Source organism: Limnohabitans sp. 2KL-3 (genome assembly GCF_001269405.1).
Lineage (GTDB): Bacteria > Pseudomonadota > Gammaproteobacteria > Burkholderiales > Burkholderiaceae_C > Limnohabitans_A.
This window is the reverse complement of record NZ_CXON01000002.1, coordinates 343,237-366,220: the sequence shown is the minus strand read 5'-3', so window position 1 is coordinate 366,220 and position 22,984 is coordinate 343,237. Positions and strand designations below refer to the sequence as shown.

19 protein-coding genes and 1 pseudogene are annotated in these 22,984 nt (G+C 58.4%); 13 read left to right on the top strand and 7 right to left on the bottom strand.

What is annotated here, in order from left to right; translation table 11 throughout:
- The first annotated feature begins 1 nt into the window (after nucleotide 1).
- The 13 genes from murF to AMM41_RS04010 all read left to right on the top strand — a co-directional run bounded on the left by murF (nucleotide 2) and on the right by AMM41_RS04010 (nucleotide 16,329).
- Nucleotides 2-1,462 carry a UDP-N-acetylmuramoyl-tripeptide--D-alanyl-D-alanine ligase gene (murF, locus tag AMM41_RS04075; RefSeq protein ID WP_228769085.1) on the top strand — a complete coding sequence of 487 codons (1,461 nt, stop codon included), beginning with the start codon at nucleotides 2-4 and terminating at the stop codon, nucleotides 1,460-1,462.
- A complete protein-coding gene (mraY, locus tag AMM41_RS04070; RefSeq protein WP_089953694.1) occupies nucleotides 1,452-2,630 on the top strand; it encodes a phospho-N-acetylmuramoyl-pentapeptide-transferase in 1,179 nt (392 codons plus the stop codon). Before murF ends, mraY begins: the two co-directional genes overlap by 11 nt.
- A gap of 3 nt (nucleotides 2,631-2,633) precedes the next feature.
- The gene (murD, locus tag AMM41_RS04065) at nucleotides 2,634-4,487 is read left to right on the top strand and encodes a UDP-N-acetylmuramoyl-L-alanine--D-glutamate ligase (protein WP_089953247.1); all 1,854 of its coding nucleotides are present in this window, start codon (nucleotides 2,634-2,636) and stop codon (nucleotides 4,485-4,487) included.
- A complete protein-coding gene (ftsW, locus tag AMM41_RS04060) occupies nucleotides 4,484-5,779 on the top strand; it encodes a putative lipid II flippase FtsW (protein WP_228769084.1) in 1,296 nt (431 codons plus the stop codon). Before murD ends, ftsW begins: the two co-directional genes overlap by 4 nt.
- Complete coding sequence (gene murG, locus AMM41_RS04055; RefSeq protein ID WP_089953245.1) at nucleotides 5,776-6,846, top strand: undecaprenyldiphospho-muramoylpentapeptide beta-N-acetylglucosaminyltransferase; 1,071 nt, start codon at nucleotides 5,776-5,778, stop codon at nucleotides 6,844-6,846. The genes ftsW and murG overlap by 4 nt, the downstream gene beginning before the upstream one ends.
- Nucleotides 6,843-8,273 (top strand): UDP-N-acetylmuramate--L-alanine ligase, encoded by a 1,431-nt coding sequence (gene murC, locus AMM41_RS04050; RefSeq protein WP_089953243.1) that lies wholly within the window; start codon nucleotides 6,843-6,845, stop codon nucleotides 8,271-8,273. Before murG ends, murC begins: the two co-directional genes overlap by 4 nt.
- Nucleotides 8,270-9,262, top strand: coding sequence for a D-alanine--D-alanine ligase (locus AMM41_RS04045; protein ID WP_089953241.1), 993 nt, complete (start codon nucleotides 8,270-8,272; stop codon nucleotides 9,260-9,262). Before murC ends, AMM41_RS04045 begins: the two co-directional genes overlap by 4 nt.
- Nucleotides 9,259-10,050 (top strand): cell division protein FtsQ/DivIB, encoded by a 792-nt coding sequence (locus AMM41_RS04040; protein ID WP_089953239.1) that lies wholly within the window; start codon nucleotides 9,259-9,261, stop codon nucleotides 10,048-10,050. Before AMM41_RS04045 ends, AMM41_RS04040 begins: the two co-directional genes overlap by 4 nt.
- 39 nt (nucleotides 10,051-10,089) lie before the next feature.
- Nucleotides 10,090-11,319 carry a cell division protein FtsA gene (gene ftsA, locus AMM41_RS04035; RefSeq protein WP_089953237.1) on the top strand — a complete coding sequence of 410 codons (1,230 nt, stop codon included), beginning with the start codon at nucleotides 10,090-10,092 and terminating at the stop codon, nucleotides 11,317-11,319.
- A 130-nt stretch (nucleotides 11,320-11,449) separates the two neighbouring features.
- Complete coding sequence (gene ftsZ, locus AMM41_RS04030) at nucleotides 11,450-12,667, top strand: cell division protein FtsZ (RefSeq protein ID WP_089953235.1); 1,218 nt, start codon at nucleotides 11,450-11,452, stop codon at nucleotides 12,665-12,667.
- 189 nt (nucleotides 12,668-12,856) lie between these two features.
- Entirely contained in the window at nucleotides 12,857-13,780 is a 924-nt protein-coding gene (lpxC, locus tag AMM41_RS04025) for a UDP-3-O-acyl-N-acetylglucosamine deacetylase (RefSeq protein WP_089953233.1), read from the top strand.
- 332 nt (nucleotides 13,781-14,112) lie between these two features.
- A complete protein-coding gene (locus tag AMM41_RS04015; protein WP_089953688.1) occupies nucleotides 14,113-14,997 on the top strand; it encodes a DMT family transporter in 885 nt (294 codons plus the stop codon).
- Between the two features lie 12 nt (nucleotides 14,998-15,009).
- Nucleotides 15,010-16,329, top strand: coding sequence for an amidase (locus tag AMM41_RS04010; protein ID WP_089953229.1), 1,320 nt, complete (start codon nucleotides 15,010-15,012; stop codon nucleotides 16,327-16,329).
- Nucleotides 16,330-16,456: 127 nt separating this feature from the next.
- Here AMM41_RS04010 and AMM41_RS04005 read toward each other — a convergent pair whose 3' ends face one another.
- The 7 genes and pseudogenes from AMM41_RS04005 to AMM41_RS03975 form a co-directional block, all read right to left on the bottom strand.
- Nucleotides 16,457-17,836 carry an MmgE/PrpD family protein gene (locus tag AMM41_RS04005; protein ID WP_089953227.1) on the bottom strand — a complete coding sequence of 460 codons (1,380 nt, stop codon included), beginning with the start codon at nucleotides 17,834-17,836 and terminating at the stop codon, nucleotides 16,457-16,459.
- Nucleotides 17,836-18,636 carry an enoyl-CoA hydratase/isomerase family protein gene (locus AMM41_RS04000; RefSeq protein WP_228769083.1) on the bottom strand — a complete coding sequence of 267 codons (801 nt, stop codon included), beginning with the start codon at nucleotides 18,634-18,636 and terminating at the stop codon, nucleotides 17,836-17,838. Before AMM41_RS04000 ends, AMM41_RS04005 begins: the two co-directional genes overlap by 1 nt.
- A gap of 34 nt (nucleotides 18,637-18,670) precedes the next feature.
- Nucleotides 18,671-19,447, bottom strand: a complete 777-nt coding sequence (locus AMM41_RS03995) for a short-chain dehydrogenase/reductase (protein WP_089953685.1) — start codon at nucleotides 19,445-19,447, stop codon at nucleotides 18,671-18,673.
- 83 nt (nucleotides 19,448-19,530) lie between these two features.
- On the bottom strand, nucleotides 19,531-20,415 hold the full coding sequence (locus AMM41_RS03990; protein WP_089953223.1) for a polysaccharide deacetylase family protein: 885 nt from the start codon (nucleotides 20,413-20,415) through the stop codon (nucleotides 19,531-19,533).
- A 1-nt stretch (nucleotide 20,416) separates the two neighbouring features.
- Entirely contained in the window at nucleotides 20,417-21,166 is a 750-nt protein-coding gene (locus AMM41_RS03985) for an ABC transporter ATP-binding protein (RefSeq protein WP_089953221.1), read from the bottom strand.
- Nucleotides 21,167-21,173: 7 nt separating this feature from the next.
- A pseudogene (locus AMM41_RS03980) lies at nucleotides 21,174-21,956 on the bottom strand (ABC transporter permease); the annotation flags it as partial.
- Nucleotides 21,957-21,995: 39 nt separating this feature from the next.
- Nucleotides 21,996-22,973: an ABC transporter substrate-binding protein gene (locus tag AMM41_RS03975; protein WP_089953682.1), complete on the bottom strand. Its 978-nt coding sequence runs from the start codon at nucleotides 22,971-22,973 to the stop codon at nucleotides 21,996-21,998.
- Nucleotides 22,974-22,984 lie beyond the last annotated feature (11 nt).

The following is a 22,984-nucleotide window of genomic DNA, read 5'->3' as shown; positions in this document are numbered from 1 at the left end:
CATGAAGTTGAATCTCAACCAAGCCTTGCTCTGGCTCAGCCATGCACAGGGTGTGGGTTTGACGTCCGTGCTGGCCGATCGCGTGCACACCGACAGCCGCAGTTTGCAATCGGGTGATTTGTTTGTGGCCCTGAGAGGTGAGCGCTTTGATGGCCATCAGTTCATCGGCCAAGCCAAAGCGCAAGGAGCCGTGGGCGTGGTGTGTGAACCCTCGGGTCAAGATTTGGCCATCCATCATGGCTTGCCCGCTTTGATTGTCCCTGACGCCCGCATCGCCTTGGGTGAACTGGCTCAAGGCTGGCGCTCGCAGTTCAATCTGCCCCTGATTGCGGTGACGGGCAGCAATGGCAAAACCACCGTCACTCAAATGATTGCGTCCATCTTGCGCGAGCACGCAGGTGAACAGGCCTTGTCCACTCAGGGCAACCTGAACAATGACATTGGCGTGCCACTGACCTTGCTCAATCTGCGCGCCCACCACACCGTTGCCGTGGTCGAATTGGGCATGAACCATCCGGGCGAGATTGCCTATTTGGCTCGTTTGGCCCAAGCCAACGTGGCTTTGGTCAACAACGCACAACGTGAACACCAAGAGTTCATGGGCACCGTCGAAGCTGTGGCCCACGAAAATGGTGCGGTGTTGCATGCCTTGCCTTCCAGTGGTGTGGCCATTTACCCTGCAGACGAAACCTTCACGCCCGTGTGGCAAGCGCTGTCGGGTGCGCGTGCCCAACGCACCTTTGCCATGCCAACGGGTGGCATCCCAACCGCTCAAGTTGCCCATTCACGGGCGGATGTCTGTGCTGATGACGTGGTTTGGCAATCCGATGCTTGGCAATTCGCGTTGGTCACGCCTCAGGGGACGGCCCCTGTTTTGCTGCACATTGCAGGCCGTCATAACGTCAAAAATGCATTGGCTGCAAGTGCATGCGCACTGGCAGCGGGCGTGCCGTTGGCCACTGTGGTGCAAGGTTTGCAAGCATTTGAGCCCGTGAAAGGCCGTTCACGGGCATGGGTTGTGCCAAGCCCATTGGGCAGCATCACCTTGGTGGATGACACCTACAACGCCAACCCTGACTCTGTGCGTGCAGCCATTGATGTGCTGGCCGAGTTGCCCGCACCCCGTTTGTTGGTATTGGGTGACATGGGTGAAGTGGGTGATCAGGGGGCCGAGTTTCATGCCGAAGTCGGCCGCTATGCAGCCGAGCGCGGCATCGAAGTTTTTTACACCTTGGGCGACTTGTCCGAGCATGCCGCTCGCGCATTTGGAGCGGCCCATCATTGCGCCAGCATGGACCAGTTGTTGGCCCTTGTGTTGCACAACATGCATCAATTTCAAAGTGTTCTGGTCAAAGGCTCGCGCTTCATGAAGATGGAGCGCGTGGTTCAAGCCCTTCTGTCACGGGGCGATGACCAGCGCACAGCACATCACGATCAAAAAGGGGAGGCCCATGCTGCTTAGTTTGGCCCAATGGTTGCAAAGTTTGTCACCCGAGTGGGGCTTTTTGCGCGTTTTTCAATACATCACCTTCCGTGCCGTGATGGCCGCGATGACCGCCTTGTTGATTGGTTTGGCCGCAGGGCCGTGGGTGATTCGTCGCCTGACATCTCTCAAAATTGGCCAGCCTATCCGAGGCTATGGCATGGAGTCTCACCTGTCCAAAAGTGGCACGCCCACCATGGGGGGGGTGCTGATTCTGTTGTCCATTGCAGTTTCCACCTTGTTGTGGTTTGACCTGTCCAACCGATTTGTCTGGATTGTGTTGATTGTCACCCTGGGTTTTGGTGCCATTGGTTGGGTGGATGACTGGCGCAAGGTCGTCAACAAAGATCCTGAGGGCATGCGCTCGCGTGAAAAGTACTTCTGGCAATCGGTGGTGGGCTTGCTGGCGGCGCTGTATTTGGTGTTCAGCATTTCAGAAGTGTCCAACATGCGTGTGTTGGATTTGTTTGGCAAATGGGTTTTGTCGGGCTTTGATGTGAACTTGCCGCCCAAGGCCGGTCTGCAGGTGCCGTTTTTCAAAGAAATCAACTACCCCTTGGGCGTGTTGGGCTTTGTGGTCATGACCTATTTGGTCATTGTGGGCGCCAGCAACGCGGTCAACCTCACCGATGGCTTGGATGGTTTGGCGATCATGCCTGTGGTGATGGTTGGTTCCGCTTTGGGTGTGTTTGCTTATGTGACGGGCAGCTCGGTTTATTCCAAATACCTGTTTTTGCCACACATCCCAGGTTCGGGCGAGTTGATGATATTTTGCGCAGCCATGGCGGGTGCCGGTTTGGCGTTCTTGTGGTTCAACACGCATCCAGCGCAGGTTTTCATGGGTGATGTGGGGGCTTTGGCCTTGGGGGCTGCGTTGGGCACCATCGCGGTCATCGTGCGACAGGAAATCGTGCTGGCCATCATGGGCGGTATTTTTGTGGTCGAAGCTTTGTCGGTCATGGCCCAAGTGGCTTGGTTCAAATACACCAAAAAGAAATACGGCCAAGGTCGACGCATTCTGAAAATGGCCCCTTTGCACCACCATTTCGAAAAAAGCGGCTGGAAAGAAACGCAGGTGGTGGTGCGGTTCTGGATCATCACCATGCTGCTGTGCCTGGTGGGTTTGTCAACCCTGAAGCTGAGGTAAGCCATGCAGCTTCAGGGTCAACACGTTCTGATTCTTGGTTTGGGTGCTTCGGGCCTGGCAATGGCCCGTTGGTGCGCGCATGCCGGGGCCAGTGTCACCGTGGCCGATACCCGTGACACGCCACCCCAGTTGCTGGCTTTGCAAGCCGAATGGCCTGATGTGCGTTTTGTTCCAGGGCCTTTTGCCGCGGGATTGGTCGAAGGCACTTCGGTGCGAGCTGTCTTTCGAAGCCCCGGCCTGAGCCCGGAGGTGGTGGCCCCGGTGCTGGATGCGGCCAAAGCCATGGGCTTGTGGCAAGGCGGTGAGCTGAGCCTGTTTGCAGCAGGCTTGCAAGACTTGAAAACCCGATTTGGCTACGCACCCCAGGTGTTGGCCATCACCGGCACCAACGGCAAAACCACAGTGACATCGTTGACCGGGCAGTTGGTTGCGCGTGCAGGCAAAACGGTGAAAGTGGCAGGCAACATTGGCCCCACATTGCTCGACACCTTGACTCAGGCCATGGCCCAAGCCAAGGCCCAGCTGGCGCAGGATGAGGTTTTGGAGCAAACAGAGCCTGAAGTGGTCAGCCGTGATGCCGAGGTCAGCAACGCAGACGATGCATCGCTTTCGCACACAGAACAGATAGCGATTCCACTGCAAGCTGCAGTCGAACCCAGCACAGAGCACAACGAGGCCCCTGCGGTGTTGGACAGTGCCATGCCCTTGGACGCGCAAGCCACTGACAACGAAGAAAATTCAGCCCAAGCCCAGGCCAGCGAAGTGGAAGACGCCACCCAGATCGAGGACGAAGAGTTGACGGTCCCCCAAGCTGCGGTCATGGCACCTGTGCTGGTGCACCCCATGGCCCAAGCATTGCCGCAAGTCTGGGTGCTGGAGTTGTCGAGCTTTCAACTCGACAGCAGCGAGGGCTTTGAACCCACTGCTGCCACCGTTTTGAACCTCTCGCAAGACCATTTGGACTGGCATGGCAGCATGGCCGCCTATGGCCAAGCCAAAGCCAGAATTTTTGGTAAGCAGGCTTTGATGGTGCTCAATCGCGATGATTTGCAAGTCATGGACATGCGTCCAGCGCCCATCAAGGTCAAATTGCAAAAACCCATGGAGCGTGCCTGCTTGACCTTTGGTGCAGACATGCCTCAAAGGCCGGGAGACTTCGGCATTGAAGTGACCCATGGCATGACTTGGTTGGTTCGTGCGCTGGAGGCCGATGAAACGCGTCGCCGCCGCAAAGACGAAGCCGAAGAGTTGCACTTTCAGCGCTTGATGCCGGCCGATGCCTTGCGCATTCGGGGGCGGCACAACGCCGTCAACGCCTTGGCGGCGTTGGCCTTGGCGTCCAGTGCAGGGTGTGCTTTGGGACCCATGCTGTATGGACTGCGTGAGTATCGGGGTGAACCGCACCGAGTAGAGCCGGTGGCCATCGTCCACGACGTTGAGTACTTTGATGACAGCAAGGGCACCAATGTGGGAGCCACGGTCGCCGCTTTGCAAGGCCTGGGTGCCGAGCGAAGGGTGGTGGTGATCATGGGGGGGGAGGGCAAGGGTCAGGATTTTTCACCTCTGGCCGCGCCCGTCGCAAGGTATGTCCGGGGTGTGATTCTGATTGGACGGGATGCGCCCGTCATTCGTGAGGCCTTGCTGGGCACAGGTGTTCCATTGAGCGATGCGCAGGACATGCACGATGCAGTGAGGCAAGCGGCTGGCCTGGCACATTCGGGTGATGCTGTACTGATGTCGCCCGCCTGCGCCAGTTTTGACATGTTCGACAACTATGGACACCGGGCTGAAGTGTTTTGCCAAGCTGTGGCGGCTTTGGCTCAAGATGCTGGCGTGTCCATGGAGGGCGGCCTGTGAGCGAAACCTTGAACTTGGCCCAGCGCATGCAAACCACGTTGGCACGTTGGGGGGCGGTTTTTGGCGGTGCTGTGGGTGGAGCCGTCCATGCCCAAGCGTTGCCGGTCAATTTGGGTGGCTACGAATTTGCCCGCCCACCCTCCAGCACAGCAGCCAGTTTGCAGGGCGTGGACAAAGTCTTGGTCGGGGTTGTGGTGGCCTTGCTGATGTGGGGCATGGTCATGGTGTATTCGGCATCGATTGCCATGCCGGATAACCCCAAATTTTCTCGTTATACACACACCCACTTTTTGGTGCGGCATGCCATCTCGATGGTGGCCGGTTGTGTCATGGCCTTGTTGGCCTTCCAAGTGCCCATGCAAAACTGGGAGAAAGTCGCCAAGCCCTTGTTTGTGCTGTCTTTGCTCTTGCTGGCCTTGGTGTTGATTCCGTTTATTGGCAAAGGGGTCAATGGTGCCAGGCGTTGGATTTCCTTTGGCGTGATCAATTTCCAGCCCTCGGAGCTGGCGAAGTTGGCCACCATCATCTATGCCGCTGACTACATGGTCCGCAAAATGGATGTGAAGGAAGACTTTATTCGTGCCGTATGGCCCATGGGCACGGCAGTGGCTTTGGCTGGGGTGTTTTTGCTGGCCGAGCCTGACATGGGGGCTTTCATGGTGATCGCCATCATTGCCATGGGCATCTTGTTTCTGGGTGGCGTCAATGCCCGCATGTTCTTTCTGATCTTTACTGTTTTGGTCTCTGCCTTTGTGATCATGATTGCGGTGTCTCCATGGCGTCGAGAGCGAATTTTTGCCTACCTGGACCCCTTCAGTGCCGAACATGCTTTGAGCAAAGGTTACCAGTTGTCGCACTCCTTGATTGCCATCGGCCGAGGCGAAATTTGGGGTGTTGGTTTGGGCGGGAGTGTCGAGAAATTGCATTGGTTGCCCGAGGCGCACACGGACTTTTTATTGGCTGTGATTGGTGAAGAGTTTGGATTGATCGGTGTGTCCTTGGTCATCTTTTTGTTCTTGTGGCTCAGTCGGCGAATCATGGTGATTGGGCGTCAGGCGATTGCGCTGGAAAAAGTGTTTTCAGGTTTGGTGGCGCAAGGGGTCGGTATCTGGATTGGATTTCAGGCCTTCATCAACATGGGCGTGAACCTGGGCGCTTTGCCCACCAAGGGGCTGACTTTGCCACTGATGAGCTATGGCGGGTCCGCCATCATGATGAATCTGATTGCGATTGCCATCGTTTTGCGCATTGACATTGAAAACAAAAAAATGATGCGTGGAGGGCGACCATGAACACCAAGACGAAAACAGCCTTGGTCATGGCCGGGGGCACAGGGGGGCACATTTTCCCGGGATTGGCCGTGGCCCAGGCACTGCGAGACGCGGGCTGGCGTGTGCATTGGTTGGGCGCCCCCAACAGCATGGAGCACGATTTGGTGCCTGCTCGAGGTTTTGCTTTCGAATCGGTGGATTTTGCGGGCGTGCGCGGCAAAGGTTTGCAGACACTGATGGTCTTGCCTTGGCGTTTGTTGCGGGCATTTTGGCAAAGCGTGCAGGTGATTCGACGTGTCCAACCCGATGTGGTGTTGGGTTTGGGGGGCTACATCACATTTCCTGGCGGGATGATGGCCAGCTTGTGGGGCAAACCGTTGATTTTGCATGAGCAAAATTCGGTGGCGGGCATGGCCAACAAGGTCTTGGCGCAACTGGCTGATCGGGTGTTCACGGCTTTTCCGGGTGTTTTCAAAACGGGGCAGTGGGTGGGAAATCCCCTGCGTCGAGCCTTTACCGAGCAGGCATCGCCCGCTGAACGCTACGCCGCCCGCACAGGTCCCTTGCGCTTGCTGGTCGTGGGGGGCAGTTTGGGGGCCAAAGCCTTGAATGACATGGTGCCCAAGGCTTTGGCCTTGTTGCCACCAGAAAGCCGTCCACAAGTGGTCCACCAAAGCGGTGCCAAACAAATTGAAGCCTTGCGAGCCAATTACCAGGCGGCGGGTGTGCAGGCTGAATTAACCCCCTTCATTGACGACACGGCCACAGCCTTTGCTCAGGCCGATTTGGTGATCTGCCGTGCGGGTGCCAGCACCGTGACCGAATTGTCGGCTGTAGGTGTGGCGGCCATGTTTGTGCCTTTTCCATTTGCGGTGGATGACCATCAAACCACCAATGCCCAATTTTTGGTGGCATCGGGCGGTGGTTGGTTGATCCCGCAATCTGAATTGACCGCTGAAAGTTTGGCAGAACGGTTGAAAGCTCTGGATCGGGACCAATTGCAGGATGTGGCTGAAAGTGCCTGGGTCCATAGAAAAACAAATGCAACAAGAGAGGTTGTGATGGCTTGTGAGGAGTTGGCAGCATGAAACACGCCATCCGTAAAATTCATTTCATTGGCTTGGGCGGCTCGGGCATGAGCGGCATCGCCGAAGTGCTGTTCAATCTTGGCTACCAAATTTCTGGCTCAGATCTGGCCGACAGTGCGTCCTTGCGGCGCTTGGCTGGTTTGGGTATTCAAACCCATGTCGGACATGCGCCCGAAAACGTGAGCGATGCCGACGCCGTGGTCACCTCGACGGCTGTCAAGTCTGACAACCCGGAAGTATTGGCCGCCAAGGCACGGCATGTGCCCATCGTGCCCCGTGCAGTCATGTTGGCCGAATTGATGCGCATGAAGCAAGGGGTGGCCATCGCAGGTACACACGGCAAAACCACCACCACCAGCTTGGTGGCCAGTGTCTTGGCCGAGGCAGGCTTGGACCCCACTTATGTCATTGGCGGGCGCCTCAACAGTGCAGGCACCAACGCTAAATTGGGCACGGGTGACTACATTGTGGTGGAAGCCGATGAGTCGGATGCCTCATTTTTGAACCTGCTGCCGGTCATGGCGGTGGTGACCAACATTGACGCTGACCATATGGAGACGTACGGCCACGATCTGGCCCGCTTGAAGGGGGCCTTTGTTGAGTTCTTGCACCGCATGCCTTTTTATGGGACAGCGATTGTTTGCAGTGACGATCCAGGCGTGCGATCCATTGTTGACCAAATTGCTCGGCCGGTGACCACATACGGTTTGCAAGCCGGTGCGCAAGTGCGGGCTGTGGACGTGAGGGCCGAAAACGGCCAGATGCATTTCACAGTCAAGCGGCAAAACGGCATCACTTTGCCGGATCTGCCCATCGTGCTGAATTTGCCCGGTGAGCACAACGTGCTCAATGCCTTGGCCGCTATTTCGGTGGCTGTGGAATTGGGTGTGGATGATGCTGCGGTGCAGCGTGCATTGACGCAATTCAAAGGGGTGGGTCGGCGCTTTCAGCGTTACGGCGAGGTGCCCACGGCCGATGGCCAAGGTCACTTCATCGTGATTGACGATTATGGTCATCACCCTGTCGAGATGGCAGCCACCCTGGCGGCCGCACGCGGGGCCTTTCCTGGTCGCAGGTTGGTGTTGGCCTTCCAGCCCCACCGATACAGCCGCACCCGCGACTGCTTTGAAGATTTTGTCAAAGTGATTGGCCACGGTTGCGACAGCGTCTTGCTTTGTGAGGTGTACGCCGCTGGAGAAGCACCCATCGTGGCGGCCGATGGTCGCTCATTGGCCAGGGCACTGCGTGTGGCAGGAAAGGTCGAACCCGTCTTTGTGGACCAAGTCACCGACATGCCCCAGGCGGTCATGGACAATGCGCGCCCCGGCGATGTGCTCATTTGCATGGGGGCTGGCTCTATTGGTGCAGTCCCGGCTCAAGTGGTCGAGTGGGCGTCTTGCAGCGCGTCCAAAAAGGAGAAGTCATGACGGACCATGTCTTGCAAGTGGGTGATGTGTCTGCGCTGAACATGGGCAAAGTGGCCGTGTTGATGGGCGGGAATTCGGCCGAACGCGAAATTTCATTGATGTCGGGTCAAGGCGTGTTGAACGCTTTGCAGAGCGCTGGTGTCAATGCTCTGCCGTTTGATCCTGCCGAACGCGATTTGAGTGAGCTCAAGCGCGAGGGTTTTGACCGCTGTTTTATTGCCCTGCATGGACGCCACGGTGAAGATGGCACGGTGCAAGGGGCGCTGGAATTGATGGGCATTCCCTATACCGGCTCAGGCGTGATGTCCTCCAGCATGGCCATGGACAAAGTCATGACCAAACGTGTCTGGCTGGCCGAGGGCTTGCCCACGCCGCGTTACGTCTTGGTGAACAAAGCCGATGTTCACCTCACATCGGGGGCAGATTTGGTGGCCAAGCTGGGTTTGCCCATGATTGTCAAACCGGCGCGTGAAGGTTCATCCATCGGGGTGAGCAAAGTCAGTCATGTTGACCAAGTGCGGGCGGCCTTGTTGGCCGCGGCCGCATGCGACAAAGACATCCTTTGCGAACAGTGCATCGTGGGAGATGAGGTCACTTGTCCTGTGTTGGGCGAAGGTCGCAACGCCCGTGCTCTGCCTGTGATTCGCATCGTGGCACCTGATGGTGATTACGATTATCAGAACAAATATTTCACGGACGACACCCAATATCTTGTGCCCAGTGGATTGCCTGCTGAGGAAGAAGCCCAGATTGAAGCGTTGGTGATCAAGGCTTACCAGGTCTTGGGTTGCAGAGGCTGGGGCCGCATCGACGTCATGATCGATGCCAGCACACGCCAACCTTATTTGCTGGAAATCAACACCTCACCGGGCATGACCAGCCATTCTTTGGTGCCCATGTCGGCGCAAGCTGTGGGACTGGACTATCAGGCGCTGTGCTGTCAATTGCTGGCCAATGCGGCCATGGATGCTCAGGAGAGGGTGGCATGAAAAAAACGGCCCCCATGCCCATCGACATCCGGCTCATGAACATGGCTTCAGCGTTGTTGCTGGTCGTGGTGCTGAGCCTTTTGTTGGGCAGTGGGTTGTGGTGGTTGCTCAGGCATCCGATGTTTGCGATACAAGCCATTGCGGTTCATGGAGAGGTTTCGCGCAACAACGCGGTGACCTTGCAGAACCATGTCATGCCGCAACTGAAAGGGAATTTCTTCACCATCAACTTGGATGAAACACGGGACATTTTTCAGTCCGTCCCTTGGGTGCGTGTGGCGGTGGTACACCGGGATTTCCCAAATCGATTGCGCACCGTTTTGCAAGAGCACCATGCCTTGGCATTGTGGGGTGAAGAGGGGACCAGCACTTTGCTCAATGAACAAGGGCAAGTGTTCGAGGCCAATATTGAGGACCTGGATGTCGACAAATTGCCTCGACTGAAGGGACCGGACGCTCAATCGATGACAGTCGCACGCATGTTCAATGTCTTGCGTCCGCAGTTCGCAGCAGTGGATATGGAAATTGACCAGCTGGAACTGACGCCCAGGGGCGGCTGGCGGGTTTTGACCCAGTACGGGGCTTTCATTGAGCTGGGTCGGGGTACGGAGAAGGAGTTGGTGGCAAGGTTGAATCTTTTCTTCAAAACCTTGTCCCAAGTGACATCTCGTTATGACCGAACTGTCACGGCATTGGCTGGGGCAGATTTGCGTCACAAGGATGGTTATGCGCTGCGTTTGAGAGGCGTCAGTACCTTGGAAACAGACATCAACAATAAGAAACCATGAGCAATCAGGTTCGCAAACACAACGGAAACGGTGGTTGAAATGGCAAAAGAGTACAAAGACTTGGTGATCGGCTTGGACATTGGCACATCCAAGGTCATGGCTGTGGTGGCCGAAGTGTTGCCAGATGGTTCATTGAAAATTGCTGGCTTGGGCATTGCACCTGGCAATGGACTCAAGCGTGGGGTGGTTGTGAACATCGATGCCACCGTGCAAAGCATCCAACAAGCCTTGAAAGAGGCTGAGCTGATGGTCGACTGCAAAATTGTGCATGTCAATTGCGGCATCACGGGCAGTCACATCCGTGGCTTGAACTCCAGTGGCATGGTGGCCATCAAGGACAAAGAAGTGACTCAGGCCGATGTCGCTCGCGTCATGGAAACTGCGCGAGCCATCAACATCTCCTCTGATCAACGTTTGCTCCTCGTGGCACCACAAGAATTTGTGATCGATGGCCAAGAAGTCAAAGAACCCATAGGCATGAGCGGCATGCGCCTGGAGGCGAAGGTGCACATTGTCACGGGGGCACAAAGCGCTGCTGAAAACATCATCAAATGTGTGCGACGCTGTGGCCTGGAGGTGGATCAGCTGTTGCTCAACCCCCAGTCGTCGAGTTTGGCCGTGTTGTCTGAAGATGAGCGCGAACTCGGTGTGGTGTGTGTGGACATTGGTGCAGGCACCACAGATGTAGCCATTTTTTCAAATGGCTCGATTCGCCACACGGCCGTGATTCCCATTGCGGGTGACTTGATCACCAGCGACATCGCCATGGCCTTGCGTACCCCCACAAAAGACGCTGAAGACATCAAGGTAGAAAGCGGCTACGCCAAGCAGTTGTTGGCCGATCCGCAAGCCCAAGTCGAAGTGCCTGGTTTGGGTGATCGGGGCCCCCGTATGCTGAGCAAACAAGCCCTGGCTGGTGTGATTGAGCCGCGCATTGAAGAGATCTTCTCTTTGGTGCATCAGGTCATCCGGGAGTCGGGTTATGAAGAAGTGCTGTCCTCCGGCATTGTGCTGACAGGCGGCAGTGCGGTCATGCCGGGCATGGTTGAGTTGGGTGAAGACATTTTTCTTAAACCTGTCCGCCGTGGCTTGCCCAAGTATTCGGGCGGCTTGGCCGACATGGTCAGTCAACCCCGGGCGGCTACGGTGATGGGCCTGCTCGAAGAGGCACGCCTTGCTCGCTTGCGTGGCTACAAGGTGACACAAAAGAAGAGTTCAGTGAACAATGCTTTTGGTCGTTTCAAAGACTTTATTGTGGGGAACTTTTGATGGAATGGAACAAAAAATTCCTGGCCCGACCCAGCCCACCCAACACAGACAGCAGTGAAGACATTGACTTCTGGCAAAAATTTTTTCACCGATCCAGACAACTTCAGAAATTCAGATTTAGGATATCACCATGACCATTGAAATGATCCAAACCGAAGAGTTCAACCAAGGCACCCAGATCAAAGTGATCGGGGTTGGCGGAGGTGGCGGCAACGCTGTTGAACACATGATTGAGCGTCAGGTTCAAGGCGTTGAATTCATCTGCGCCAACACCGATGCACAAGCCTTGGCCCGCAGTGCGGCGCATCGATTCATTCAATTGGGACAAACGGGTCTGGGTGCAGGCAGCAAGCCAGACAAAGGCCGTGAAGCCGCCTTGGCTGCTGAGGCCGATATTCGCAGCGCCATTGAAGGTGCGCACATGTTGTTCATCACGGCCGGCATGGGCGGAGGCACCGGCACCGGTGCTGCCCCTGTGATTGCCCGAATTGCCAAAGAAATGGGCATTTTGACTGTGGGTGTGGTGACCAAGCCCTTCGATTTTGAAGGCAACCGCCGCATGAGCAATGCCGACCAAGGCATGCTCGAACTGGAAGCCTGCGTTGACTCATTGATCGTGGTGCTCAACGAGAAACTGCTCGAATTGCCCGGTGGCGATGACATGACGCAGGACGAAGCCTTCGCTCACGCCAACGACGTGCTCAAAAATGCGGTGGGCGGCATTGCTGAAATCATCAATGTCCCGGGCCATGTGAACGTCGACTTCGAAGACGTGCGCACCGTGATGGGCGAACCCGGCAAGGCCATGATGGGCACAGCAGCCGCCAGCGGCCCCGACCGTGCACGCATTGCCGCCGAGCAAGCTGTGGCTTGCCCCCTGCTTGAAGGTGTCGACCTCAAAGGTGCTCGAGGTGTTTTGGTGCTGATCAGCGCCGCCAAAGGCTCCTTGAAGTTGGCCGAATCCAAGCAGGCCATGAACACCATTCGTGCCTGTGCCTCCGAAGACGCCCATGTGATTTATGGCACGGCCTACGACGAAAGCTTGGGCAATGACATCCGTGTGACCGTGGTCGCGACCGGTTTGTCACGCAAAGCTGCGGCACGTCCGATCCTTGAAGTGATTCATACGGGCAACGGTGCCGACACGACTGTTTTCGCGCGAGGTGTTCAGGATGTGGTGGTGCCCACCATGCGAGCCCCCGCCAGCACAGGCAGTGGCAGTGGCATGAGCACACCTGCCGTGTGGCGCAACAGCCGCACCACCGCCGCAGCCCGCGTGGATGGCATGGTCAATGCCGGTATGGACGACATTGAAATTCCGGCGTTCTTGCGCAAACAAGCCGATTGAACAGCGCACCGCCCCTTCATTGCCATCCTTCAAGGGCTGACGGTCGTGACCGCTCGGCCCTTTTTTCTGTGCTTGGGTCAGGGCGGACAGCATGGCATGACTCTTGTGAGAATGGAAGTTGGGCCAGCCTCGGGGCGCAAGGCAAACCCTGTCAGCACAACGTCTATGTCAGCGAATTAAAATGCTTTCATGCTTGCTCAACGCACCCTCAAAACCCTCACCCAGGCCGTTGGCGTGGGTTTGCACAGTGGCCAACGTGTCGAATTGACGCTGCGGCCAGCCGCACCCGACACAGGCATCGTGTTCAGGCGTGTGGACTTGCCTGAGCCGGTGGACATTCCTGTGAGGGCCGAGTCGGTGACCGACACCCGTCTGGCCTCCACCATCTCGGTCGGGCAAGCCAAGGTGTTCACGGTGGAGCACCTCATGTCGGCCTGCGCAGGCTTGGGCATTGACAACTTGTATGTCGACATCACCGCCGAAGAGGTGCCCATTTTGGACGGATCGGCCTCGTCGTTTGTGTTTTTGCTGCAAAGCGCGGGCATCGTCGAGCAAAACGCGCCCAAGCGCTTTTTGCGCGTGCTCAAAACCGTGCAGGTCAGCGAAGGCGAGGGCAACAACATCAAGTGGGCCAAGCTCGAACCCTTTCACGGCTACAAACTCAGCTTCGAAATCGACTTTCGCCACCCTGCTGTTGACTCGACCGGGCAGCAGGTGGTGTTCGACATGTCCGAGGGCGTGTATTCGCGTGACATTGCCCGGGCCCGCACCTTTGGCTTTACCAAAGACGTGGAAATGATGCGTGCCAATGGCCTGGCGCTTGGCGGAGGCTTGGACAACGCCATCGTCATGGACGACTACAAGGTGCTGAACGCCGACGGCCTGCGTTACGACGACGAGTTTGTGAAGCACAAAATCCTCGACGCCATGGGCGACCTGTACATCGTGGGCAAACCCCTGCTGGCCGCCTACAGCGCCTTTCGCTCGGGCCACGCCATGAACAACCAGCTGCTGCGAGCACTGCTGGCCCAACCCGACGCCTATGAGATCGTGACGTTTGACAGAGCCAGTCAAGCACCCAAAGGTTTTGCCGCTTTGCAGCCTGCTTGGTAAGGCTCTGGCCCATGGTTTTGACGGCCATGTGTGTATTGATTTTGTAGGAGCCCACCCTGAGGGCGATGGCACGCGCACCACCTATTGATCCGGCCCTGAGAAGTTTGAAGTGGAAGGCTTGCCTTGGGGACAGTGATCAACGATGGGGGATTTGTGGGAGCCCCGCCCTCGGGGCGATGGGTGGTGGTCTACGAGGCACTATCGCGGCGAGGGCGCCGCTCCCACAAAGAAAGCGTTCATGCAAACTTCATCGGGCCGGATCAATAGGCACGCCATGGCCCCTGTCACGGGTGAATCAGGAGGCAAAGAGGCCTTGGGATAACATGGTCTGCATGACCCTCAGCCGACAACAAATCACATTGCTCGTCACATTGACGCTGGTCTGGGGCTTCAACTGGCCCATGCTCAAACTGGGGGTGAGCTATTTTCCACCGCTCTCGTTTCGCAGTTTGAGCATGTGGATGGGCTTGCCGTTTTTGGCGCTGGTGCTGTACGTCAAAAAAATTCCCTTCAAGATCCCGCAATCTGACTGGCGAGAGCTGTTCATCTTGGCTGCGACCAACATGCTCATTTGGCATGTGCTCATCATTTTGGCCGTGCAAAATCTGTCGAGTGGGCGGGCGGCCATCTTGGGTTACACCATGCCGATTTTTTCGGCCCTGATTGGCGTGGCCGCCTACGGCGCGGTGCTCAAGTGGCGCGGTTGGTTGGGCTTGGCGGCGGCCTTGCTGGGCGTCATGCTTTTGATGTGGCATGAGTTCAGCACCATCGCGGGCAAACCGTTGGGTGTGGCCCTGGGTCTGGTGGCCGCAGCTTTTTGGGGTTTGGGCACGCAACAAATTCGGCACACCCGCATTCAGGTACCTACTCTGACCATCGTGTTCTGGATGACCTGCATGAGCACTTTGTTGATGAGTTTTTTGGCTTTTCTTTTTGAGCGTGACGCCTGGGGACCTCCCCCGTCTGTGACCTGGGTCTCGGTGGTGTACAACGCGTTTGGGGTGTTTGTGTTTGCCCAAGCTGCATGGTTGTCATTGGCCAGAAACTTGCCGCCCTTGGCCTCCACACTGAGTGTGATGTTCATCCCGGTACTGGGGGTTTTCAGCGGGGCTTATTTTTTAAACGAGGTCTTGCACTGGCAGGACTGGGCGGCCATTGTGTTGATTGTGGTGGCCATTGCCTCTGTGTTGTGGCCCAGCCGCACGCCCCAGCCTTGAGTCGTGAACACCATGCACACCGACCTGACCCTTTTGAGCGCTGCTGACTTGCACCAAGCCTATGCCTTGGGCCAGACCGACCCGGTGGCGGTGACACAAGCACATTTTGCACGCATCGCGCAGCGCAACCCGAGGCTGCACGCCTTTGTCCATGTGTGCACCGAGCTGGCTTTGCAACAAGCCCAAGCCAGTGCCCAGCGTTGGGCCAAGGGCCTGCCGCTGGGGCCACTCGATGGGGTGCCTTTGGCCTTGAAGGACAACATCGATGTGGTCGGTATGCCTTGCACGGCAGGCACGGCGGCCTATGCACAGCGCTGGCCGCAGCAAGACGCGCCGGTGTACGTCAAGTTGCGTGATGCGGGCATGGTCTTGTTGGGCAAGCTCAACATGCACGAAGCCGCTTTGGGGGCCACCACCGACAACCCCGTGTATGGCCGTTGCATCAACCCGCAGCGTGAGGGCTACACACCGGGCGGCTCCAGTGGGGGCTCTGCAGCCGCTGTGGCCGATCATTTGTGCCCACTGGCCATGGGCACCGACACCATGGGCTCGGTGCGCATTCCCGCCGCTTATTGTGGTGTGTTTGGCTTGATTCCCACGCGTCAGCGCCTGAACATGCAAGGCATCGTTCCTTTGAGCCCCACACTCGATGTGGCCGGCCCGCTGGCCAGAACCGGGCGTGACTTGGCCGAGGCGGCCGCTCGCCTGTTGGGACTGAGCCGGGCACCCGAGACAAGCACCAACATTTGGCAGGGCTTGCGCGTGGGCATCTTGCCGCAAGCCTCAGAAGTCGAAATGGACGCAGCTGTCCATCAGGCGTGGCAGAACACACAAGCGCGTTTGCAAGCCCGGGGTGCGCAATTGCGCACGCTGCAGTGGCCCGATTGGGTGCCCGCTGCCAGCCGCTTGCACGCCTTGTTGATGAGCGAGTGGGAAGGGGCCGAGTACTGGATGGAGGCATTGGGTCCTGATCTGACGGGCCTGAGCCCTGGCTTGCAAAAAATGCTCAACTACGGTGCCCGACTGAGCCCTGAAAAACGGGCCACCAGTCGGTCTGCCATTTTGGGCATGCGGGCGCAGGCCGGTGATTTGTGGGCTGATGTGGATATCCTGCTCTTGCCCACCACACCGCACACCAGCTTCGCCCACACCGAAGCCGCACCAGCCAGCCAGGCCGACTGGGCGTGCCTGGCCAACATCCTGGGGGCTCCGGCCTTGTCCTTTCCTTGCCCGACAGACGGCTTGCCTGTGTCATGCCAATGGCTGGCCGCTCCGGGACAAGACGAAAAGTTGTTGTCTCTGGCTTGCGCCATGGACAGTTTTTGGGCCTGAGAAATCGCGTCAAAAAACGCGCATGTGCATTCGCTTTGCATGGCTGGATGACTTGCAGGGCAAGTGCCTACAGCGCCATGTCCGGGTGATCGCAGGGTCCCCAGCGTTTTGCACAAGTCCACCAGGATCAATGGGGGGTTGAGCGGATCTGCAAAAAGGCCCACAGCGCATCCATGGAGCTGCTTTGGGGCAATGCCCAAACTTGATCCACCAAGGCTTGGGCCGTATCGGAGCACCATCCACTGGCCAACAGCAAGGTGCGGGCTTTGTCGGTGACCTGCTCCGGGCGCAAGGGGTTTTCGGGGTCGCCCAGCACGCTGCTGACTTCGCTCACCCAGATTTGACCGTCGGTCAAGCGTGCGTGTAGCTTGGCACCAAACCTTTGCGGGTAAGCCTGGTTTTGCTCCGCGCCGCAACTCAGTTCCACACGTTCGCGCAAGCGGGTGCAGGTGGGCTCGCTCAGGGCATGGGCTTGTGTCGCTTCCAAACCAAAACCGCCATGGCACAAGGCCCAGGCCACGCCATGCTGGAGGCTGAACTTGCCTTGTAAAGGCGTTTGGGGCGCAGCTTGGTCCGCAAACGACAAGGCCACGGCATAGGTTTCGAGGTGCAAATGTTCGATGCGTTCAGCCGAAAGACCTTGTGCGTGCAGCTTCAGGGCGCATTCAATGGCCGGGTGCACATGCCGACAAGCGGGCCAGGGCTTGAAGCTGACCTCGTGCAAACGCCAAGGTGCCTTGTGTGCCCCTTGCAACAAAGACGCGGCACGCCCGGCGTCCAGTGGCCCGCCCGTGGCCTGCAGCCAACCCAAAGGACCTTCCAAAATGGACAAAGGACCGGTCATGCCCGCCGCCGCCATGTCGGCCGCCACCAAGCCGGCTTGTGCGCTGTGCCCGGTGGCCATTTGTTTGGCCAAGCCCGGCTCCAGGCGGCACTGCCAGACACCGGCCGATTGCATGCCCGCCAGGGCCAAAGCGTGTTGTGTGGTCGTGGCGTCCAGGCCCAGCAAGCGGGCGCAGGCCATGGCGCTGGCAAACACACCGGTTGTGGCGGTGCTGTACCAGTGCGCGTAATGGCTGGGGCCACTGAGCAGGCCCAGCAAAATGCCAGCTTCATAGCCCACCACCAGCGCATCAAGCAGGGCCTGTGGACTGGCGTTTTCACGTTGTGCCATGGCCAACACGGCAGGCACGACCGTGTCGCCCGGGTGCACCACGGCTTCGCGGTGCACATCGTCCATTTCGTGGCAGCTGCCCAAAGTGCCGTTCCAGCGGGCCGCCTCGGCGGCCATCAAGCCACGGTGGCCACAAACCCAAATGGGGCCGCACGCTTGCTTGAGTGCCCAGCGATGCAACACCTCACCCAGTTCGGTGCTTTGCCCCAAATGCGCGCAGCCCATCCAGTCGATCAGGTGCAAGGCAGCGCGTTGACGGTCGTGCTCGCCCACGGGTTTGCTCAAAGCTTGCACCAGCCATGCGCTCCAAGGCGTGGGGCTGGGGCTGACCATCAGCGGCCCTTGAAAACAGGAGGTCTTTTTTCGTTGAAGGCCAGCACACCCTCGTGCCGGTCTTCGGTGTCCACCAACTGGTTGTAGGCCTCCACCTCAAACCGGTAAGCCGTGCGCAGTTCCATTTGTCCACCGTAGCGGATGGACTTTTTGACTTGGCGTACGGACAAAGGGGCGTTGCGGGCCAAGGTCTGTGCCGTGCGCAGGGCTTGGTCAAGCACTTGATCGGCGGGCAGGGTTTGATTGACCAAACCCCACTCCAGTGCCTTATCGGCGGTGAAGGCCTGCCCGGTCAGCATCAGTTCTTTGGCGCGGCGCTCACCGATGGCGCGGGGCAGGTTTTGTGTGCCTCCCATACCGGGCATGATGCCCAGGGTCACCTCGGGCAGGGCAAAGCGGGCGTTGTCGCTGGCGTACATGAAGTCGCAACATAAGGCCATTTCCAGGCCCCCGCCGTAGGCATGACCATTGATGGCCGCTATCACCGGCAAGGGCAAATCCACCAAAGCCCAGGACATGCGTTCAAACACCTCGTGTTGCTGCGTCCATTGCGCACGCGTCATGCCTTTGCGCTCTTTCAGGTCGCCGCCCGCGCAAAAAATGCGGGACCCCGCACCGGTCAGCACAACGCAGCGCACGCCTTGCGCATCGTTGCTCAGTTGCAACCAAAGGTCCAGCAGTTCCTGGCCCATGCGGGTGTTGATGGCGTTGCCCACATCGGGGCGGTTCAGGCTCACTTGCAGCACGCCCTCTGCAGGGCGTTGCAACAACAAGGTGTCGTGGGGGGCTGAGAGGTTCATGGTCATGGGGCTTCGCGGGGAGCCATTTGGGGGGTCAATTGGGCGCGTACTGCTGCCCACCATCGACATGCAAAACGGTGCCGCTTAGGTAGCCGCAAACCGGTGAGGCACACAGCACCGCCAGTCGGGCGATTTCATCGGGTTCGGCCAAACGGCCAAAAGGCAACTTTTGGGTCATCTCCAGCCAGCGCGAGGCGTCGCCCAGTTTGCTGGCCGCTTGTTGTTTGAGCACGCCTTCGATGCGGTCGCTGCGGGTGGGCGAAGGGTTGATGCCGAACACCCGCACGCCCTTGCGCACGCTGCCCGCGCCAATGCCCTGGGTGAACGAGATCAGCGCCCCATTGGCCGCCGAGCCGCAGATGTATTCGTAGCGCGGTGCCGCCCCGGCCATGCCGATGATGTTGCAAATCACACCACTTCCGCGTGACTCCATGGCCCCCAGATACAGCCGGGTGAGGTTGATGTAGCTGAACAGCTTGAGCTCCCACGACGCACGCCAAGTGTCTTCGGGGATGTCGTGGATGCTGCCGCCCGGAATCGCGCCGGCGTTGTTGACCAGAATATCTGCAGCCGGAAACAAGTTGAACAAAGCGCGGTCCGAGCCGGGTTGTGACAAATCAATCTCCGCGATCTCGGGTGCAGGCAAACCCTCTTGGGCAAAGGCGGCCAAAGCGGCGTCCAGGTTGCTGCGTTGGCGCGAGACCAGCACGGGCTTGGCACCTTCACGCGCAAAGTTCAGCGCAATGGCCAGACCGATGCCTTTGGAGCCACCGGTGACGATGACTTGTTTTTGGTCGAGTTCGAGGTTCATGCAAAAGGCCTGCAAAGGGGGCAAGTCACTGGGCTTGCCCGGGTTTCAAAATCAAAACAGCGCTTGGGGGTTGCGCATTCCCATCAGGCGTTGGGCGCAGGCACCTGGGCGGTGTACCAGTCGGCAATCTGCCCGCCGGTCTTGAAGCACACCTGGGGTGACTTCATCAGCAAGTCCAGCATGCGCTCAAAACTGGCAAAGCGGTGGGGCACGCCAATCAGGTGCGGGTGCAGGCCGATGGCCAGCACGCGGGGGTGCGTGGCGGCCTCGCGCTCAAACAAGGCCAGCGTGCGTGCCAGGCGCTCGTACATTTCATCGCTGGTGTGTTTTTCGATGGCGTAGACAATCGAGTCGTTGATTTCCAGGTTGTAGGGCAGGGCCAGCAAGGGGCCGTTGCGTGTTTGCATCCAGCTGGGCACATCGTCCACCACCCAGTCAAACACATAGTCCACGCCCTGTTTTTTCAGCAACTCGGGAGTGTCGTGCGTTTCGCGCAAACCAGGGCTCAACCAGCCTCGGGGGCGCTGGCCCGTGAAGCGCTCGATCATGTCCAGGCTCATCGCGATCAACGATTCTTCGGACTCGCCTTGGTTGTGGTTCAGGCTTTTCTGGTGTACCCCGTGGCCAATGAACTCCCAACCAGCGTCGTGCATGGCTTGCGCTGCATGAGGGTAAGCGTTGATGACCCCGGCGTTGAAGCTGGTGGAGGCGGGCAAGCCCCGCTCTTGGATGGCCCGCAGCAAACGCGGCAGACCCGCCCGCATGCCGTAGTCGGCCCAGCTGAAGTTGGGCACATCGGGCACTGTTTCTTTGCCGTGCGGCGGAGTGATGATGGTGCGCGGCATGCTCGACTCGAACTGCCAATGCTCCACGTTCACCACCAAGTGCACCATGATGGCTCCCTCAGGCGCGGCCTTGAGGGCCGGACCATCGTTGGAGAAGCGGTAGGGAATGCGGGGGTTGGCCATGTCAGTGTCGAATGAGGTTGAGGATGTCGAGTTTGAGTGCGGCAAAGGTCTCGCTGGCCGTGTCGGCCACAGTGCGTGGACGCGCCAGCGGCACGGTGATTTTGGTCTGGATGCGGCCCGGGCGGGCTGACATCACGTAAATCGTGCTGGCCAAAAAGATCGCCTCGTCGATGTCGTGTGTGACAAAGATGATGGTGGGCTTGAGCTTTTGCCACACCGTGAGCAGCAACTCTTGCATGGTCAAACGGGTTTGTGCATCCAGCGCGCCAAAGGGCTCGTCCATGAGCAACACGCGTGAGCCCAGCGTCAGGATGCGGGCAATGCCCACACGCTGGCGCATGCCACCCGACAACTGCACGGGCAGATGGTTTTTGAAATCACTCAGGCCCACGATCTTGATCATTTCATGGGCGCGGTCTTCGTATTCGCTGCGGGCCATGCCCTGCACCTTGGGGCCGAAAATCACGTTTTCCCAAACGGTGAGCCACGGGAACAAAGCGGCCTCTTGAAAGACCACGCCCCGATCCGGGCCGGGTGCACGCACACCTTGGCCGTCGACCAAGAGCTGGCCCTGGCTGGGTTGCTCGAATCCGGCGATCAGATTGAGCAAAGTGGATTTGCCGCAGCCCGATGGCCCGAGCAGTGCCACCAGCTCACCGGGAGCCACTTGCAAATTGATGTCTTCCAGCGCCTTGACAGGTGTCGCACCCGGGTAGGTCTTGTAGAGCTTGTCGATGGAAATGTGGGACATAGTTGTTTCAATGGCTTTGCAGCATGCGCCAGACCAAAACCTTGCTTTCAATGAAAACGATCAGGCGGTCACTTAAAAAACCCATGATGCCAATCGACACCATGTCGGCCAGCACGATGTCCATGCGCCCCACGTAATAGGCGTCCCACAGCACATAGCCGAGCCCCGACTTGACGGCCACCATCTCTGAGACGATCACGGCCGTCCATGAGATGCCCAGACCAATGCGCAAGCCGGTGAAGATGGAGGGCATGGCTGCTGGCAGCACCACGCGGTACAGCAGTTGCTTGCGGCTCGCGCCCATCATGAGCGCGGCCCGCACCAAGTTGCGCTCGACATCGCGAGCGCCTTGGGTGGTGTTGACCACAATCGCGTAAAAGCCGCCCAGAAAAATCAGAAAGATGGCCCCCATGTCCCGAATGCCGAACAAGGCAATTGAAAACGGCAACCAAGCCGTGATCGGGATGGGGCGCAGGCTCTGGATCAGCGGGTCAAACAGTTGTTGAACCAGACGGCTCCAGCCAATCAGCAAGCCCAAGGGCACGCCAATCAGGGCCGCCAGAACAAAACCCTGGGCCACCCGCATCGAAGAGTACTGGACGTTGGAGACCCAAGAGCCCAGGTACGGGTTCAGGCCCAGGCCTGGCGAGCCAAAAATCCAGCCGTGCCAGCCTTCCAGGACCAGCATGGGGGTGGGCAGGATGCCGGCCATGTCGGGCCGGCTGCCTGCCACCTGCCAGACGAGCAAAACCAGGGCTGGCACCAACATGCCAAGCACTGTCCGACGAAGGGTATCGAGAGAAGCGTTTGCCATGGAGGTGCTGCCTGCTTACTTCTTGAGTTCAACAACCATGGAGTCGTCGTACAGGGCGGCGGCTTCCTTGGTCACGTCTTTTTGCACAATGCCTTGCTTGAAGGCGGCTTCAGCCAAGCGAGAGACTTGGTCTTTGTTCAGCACGCCACCGAGCTGGATGATCTTGGCCGACTCTTTGGTCACGTTCAGGGGCAGGCCGGTGTACTTGGAATAGGCATCGGCAAACACATCCTTGTTTTTGCTCAGGGTTTCTTCGGCCTTGAGGTAAGCCCACAGGAAACGGCGCACCAGTTCCTTCTTTTGCGTCATGGCTTCGCCAGAGGCGGCCAGCATGCCCAACTCGGCACCCACAGCGCGAGACTGGCTGTATTCCAGCTTTTGCGAGAAGTAAGCATCGCCTTCAGCCACAGCCTGGGACTCAAAGGGCTCCCACAGCACCATGGCGTCGATGTCGCCGCGCTTCATGGCCTGCACAAAGGCTGTGCCGCCACCTTGCACGTTCACAGGCGTGAACGAGTTGTAAGGGATGTTCTTCTCGATCAAGGTCATGGCCCACTGGAACCAGACGGCCGAGCCGGGGGCAATGGCAATTTTCTTGCCCTTGATGTCGCCCCAGTCGTCGATCTTGGCACCTTTGCGCACCACCAGGTACTTGGGCGAGCTGCCCACACCGGTCAGGCCGATCAGGTTTTTGCTGCCTTGCCCGGCCACGATGGCCAGGTCACCCGCGCCCACGGCCGATACGTCGACCGAGTTGGACAACAAGGCGGTGCGGGCATCGGCGTAACGCACGAACTCGGCACGCTTGACCTCGATGTTCATTTTCTTGAGCTCTTCTTCGACCAAGAGCATGGGCGAGAGGTGGCCCACTTTGACATAGCCGACCGTGAGGGTGGCTTTGTCTTTGAGAGGCGCTGGCGCTGGGCCCAAGGCCAAGGCCATGCCGGTCGAGACTGACAGCGCAAAGCCAACGAGGGAAGTCAAAAGTTTCATCTGAATGCTCC

Bases quoted from the DNA above. Each gene is read 5' to 3' on its own strand.
- murF (WP_228769085.1), top strand. From the start codon at position 2: ATGAAGTTGAATCTCAACCAAGCCTTGCTCTGGCTCAGCCATGCACAG.
- mraY (WP_089953694.1), top strand. From the start codon at position 1,452: ATGCTGCTTAGTTTGGCCCAATGGTTGCAAAGTTTGTCACCCGAGTGG.
- murD (WP_089953247.1), top strand. From the start codon at position 2,634: ATGCAGCTTCAGGGTCAACACGTTCTGATTCTTGGTTTGGGTGCTTCG.
- murG (WP_089953245.1), top strand. From the start codon at position 5,776: ATGAACACCAAGACGAAAACAGCCTTGGTCATGGCCGGGGGCACAGGG.
- murC (WP_089953243.1), top strand. From the start codon at position 6,843: ATGAAACACGCCATCCGTAAAATTCATTTCATTGGCTTGGGCGGCTCG.
- AMM41_RS04045 (WP_089953241.1), top strand. From the start codon at position 8,270: ATGACGGACCATGTCTTGCAAGTGGGTGATGTGTCTGCGCTGAACATG.
- AMM41_RS04040 (WP_089953239.1), top strand. From the start codon at position 9,259: ATGAAAAAAACGGCCCCCATGCCCATCGACATCCGGCTCATGAACATG.
- ftsA (WP_089953237.1), top strand. From the start codon at position 10,090: ATGGCAAAAGAGTACAAAGACTTGGTGATCGGCTTGGACATTGGCACA.
- ftsZ (WP_089953235.1), top strand. From the start codon at position 11,450: ATGACCATTGAAATGATCCAAACCGAAGAGTTCAACCAAGGCACCCAG.
- lpxC (WP_089953233.1), top strand. From the start codon at position 12,857: ATGCTTGCTCAACGCACCCTCAAAACCCTCACCCAGGCCGTTGGCGTG.
- AMM41_RS04015 (WP_089953688.1), top strand. From the start codon at position 14,113: ATGACCCTCAGCCGACAACAAATCACATTGCTCGTCACATTGACGCTG.
- AMM41_RS04010 (WP_089953229.1), top strand. From the start codon at position 15,010: ATGCACACCGACCTGACCCTTTTGAGCGCTGCTGACTTGCACCAAGCC.
- AMM41_RS04005 (WP_089953227.1), bottom strand. From the start codon at position 17,836: ATGGTCAGCCCCAGCCCCACGCCTTGGAGCGCATGGCTGGTGCAAGCT.
- AMM41_RS04000 (WP_228769083.1), bottom strand. From the start codon at position 18,636: ATGAACCTCTCAGCCCCCCACGACACCTTGTTGTTGCAACGCCCTGCA.
- AMM41_RS03995 (WP_089953685.1), bottom strand. From the start codon at position 19,447: ATGAACCTCGAACTCGACCAAAAACAAGTCATCGTCACCGGTGGCTCC.
- AMM41_RS03990 (WP_089953223.1), bottom strand. From the start codon at position 20,415: ATGGCCAACCCCCGCATTCCCTACCGCTTCTCCAACGATGGTCCGGCC.
- AMM41_RS03985 (WP_089953221.1), bottom strand. From the start codon at position 21,166: ATGTCCCACATTTCCATCGACAAGCTCTACAAGACCTACCCGGGTGCG.
- AMM41_RS03975 (WP_089953682.1), bottom strand. From the start codon at position 22,973: ATGAAACTTTTGACTTCCCTCGTTGGCTTTGCGCTGTCAGTCTCGACC.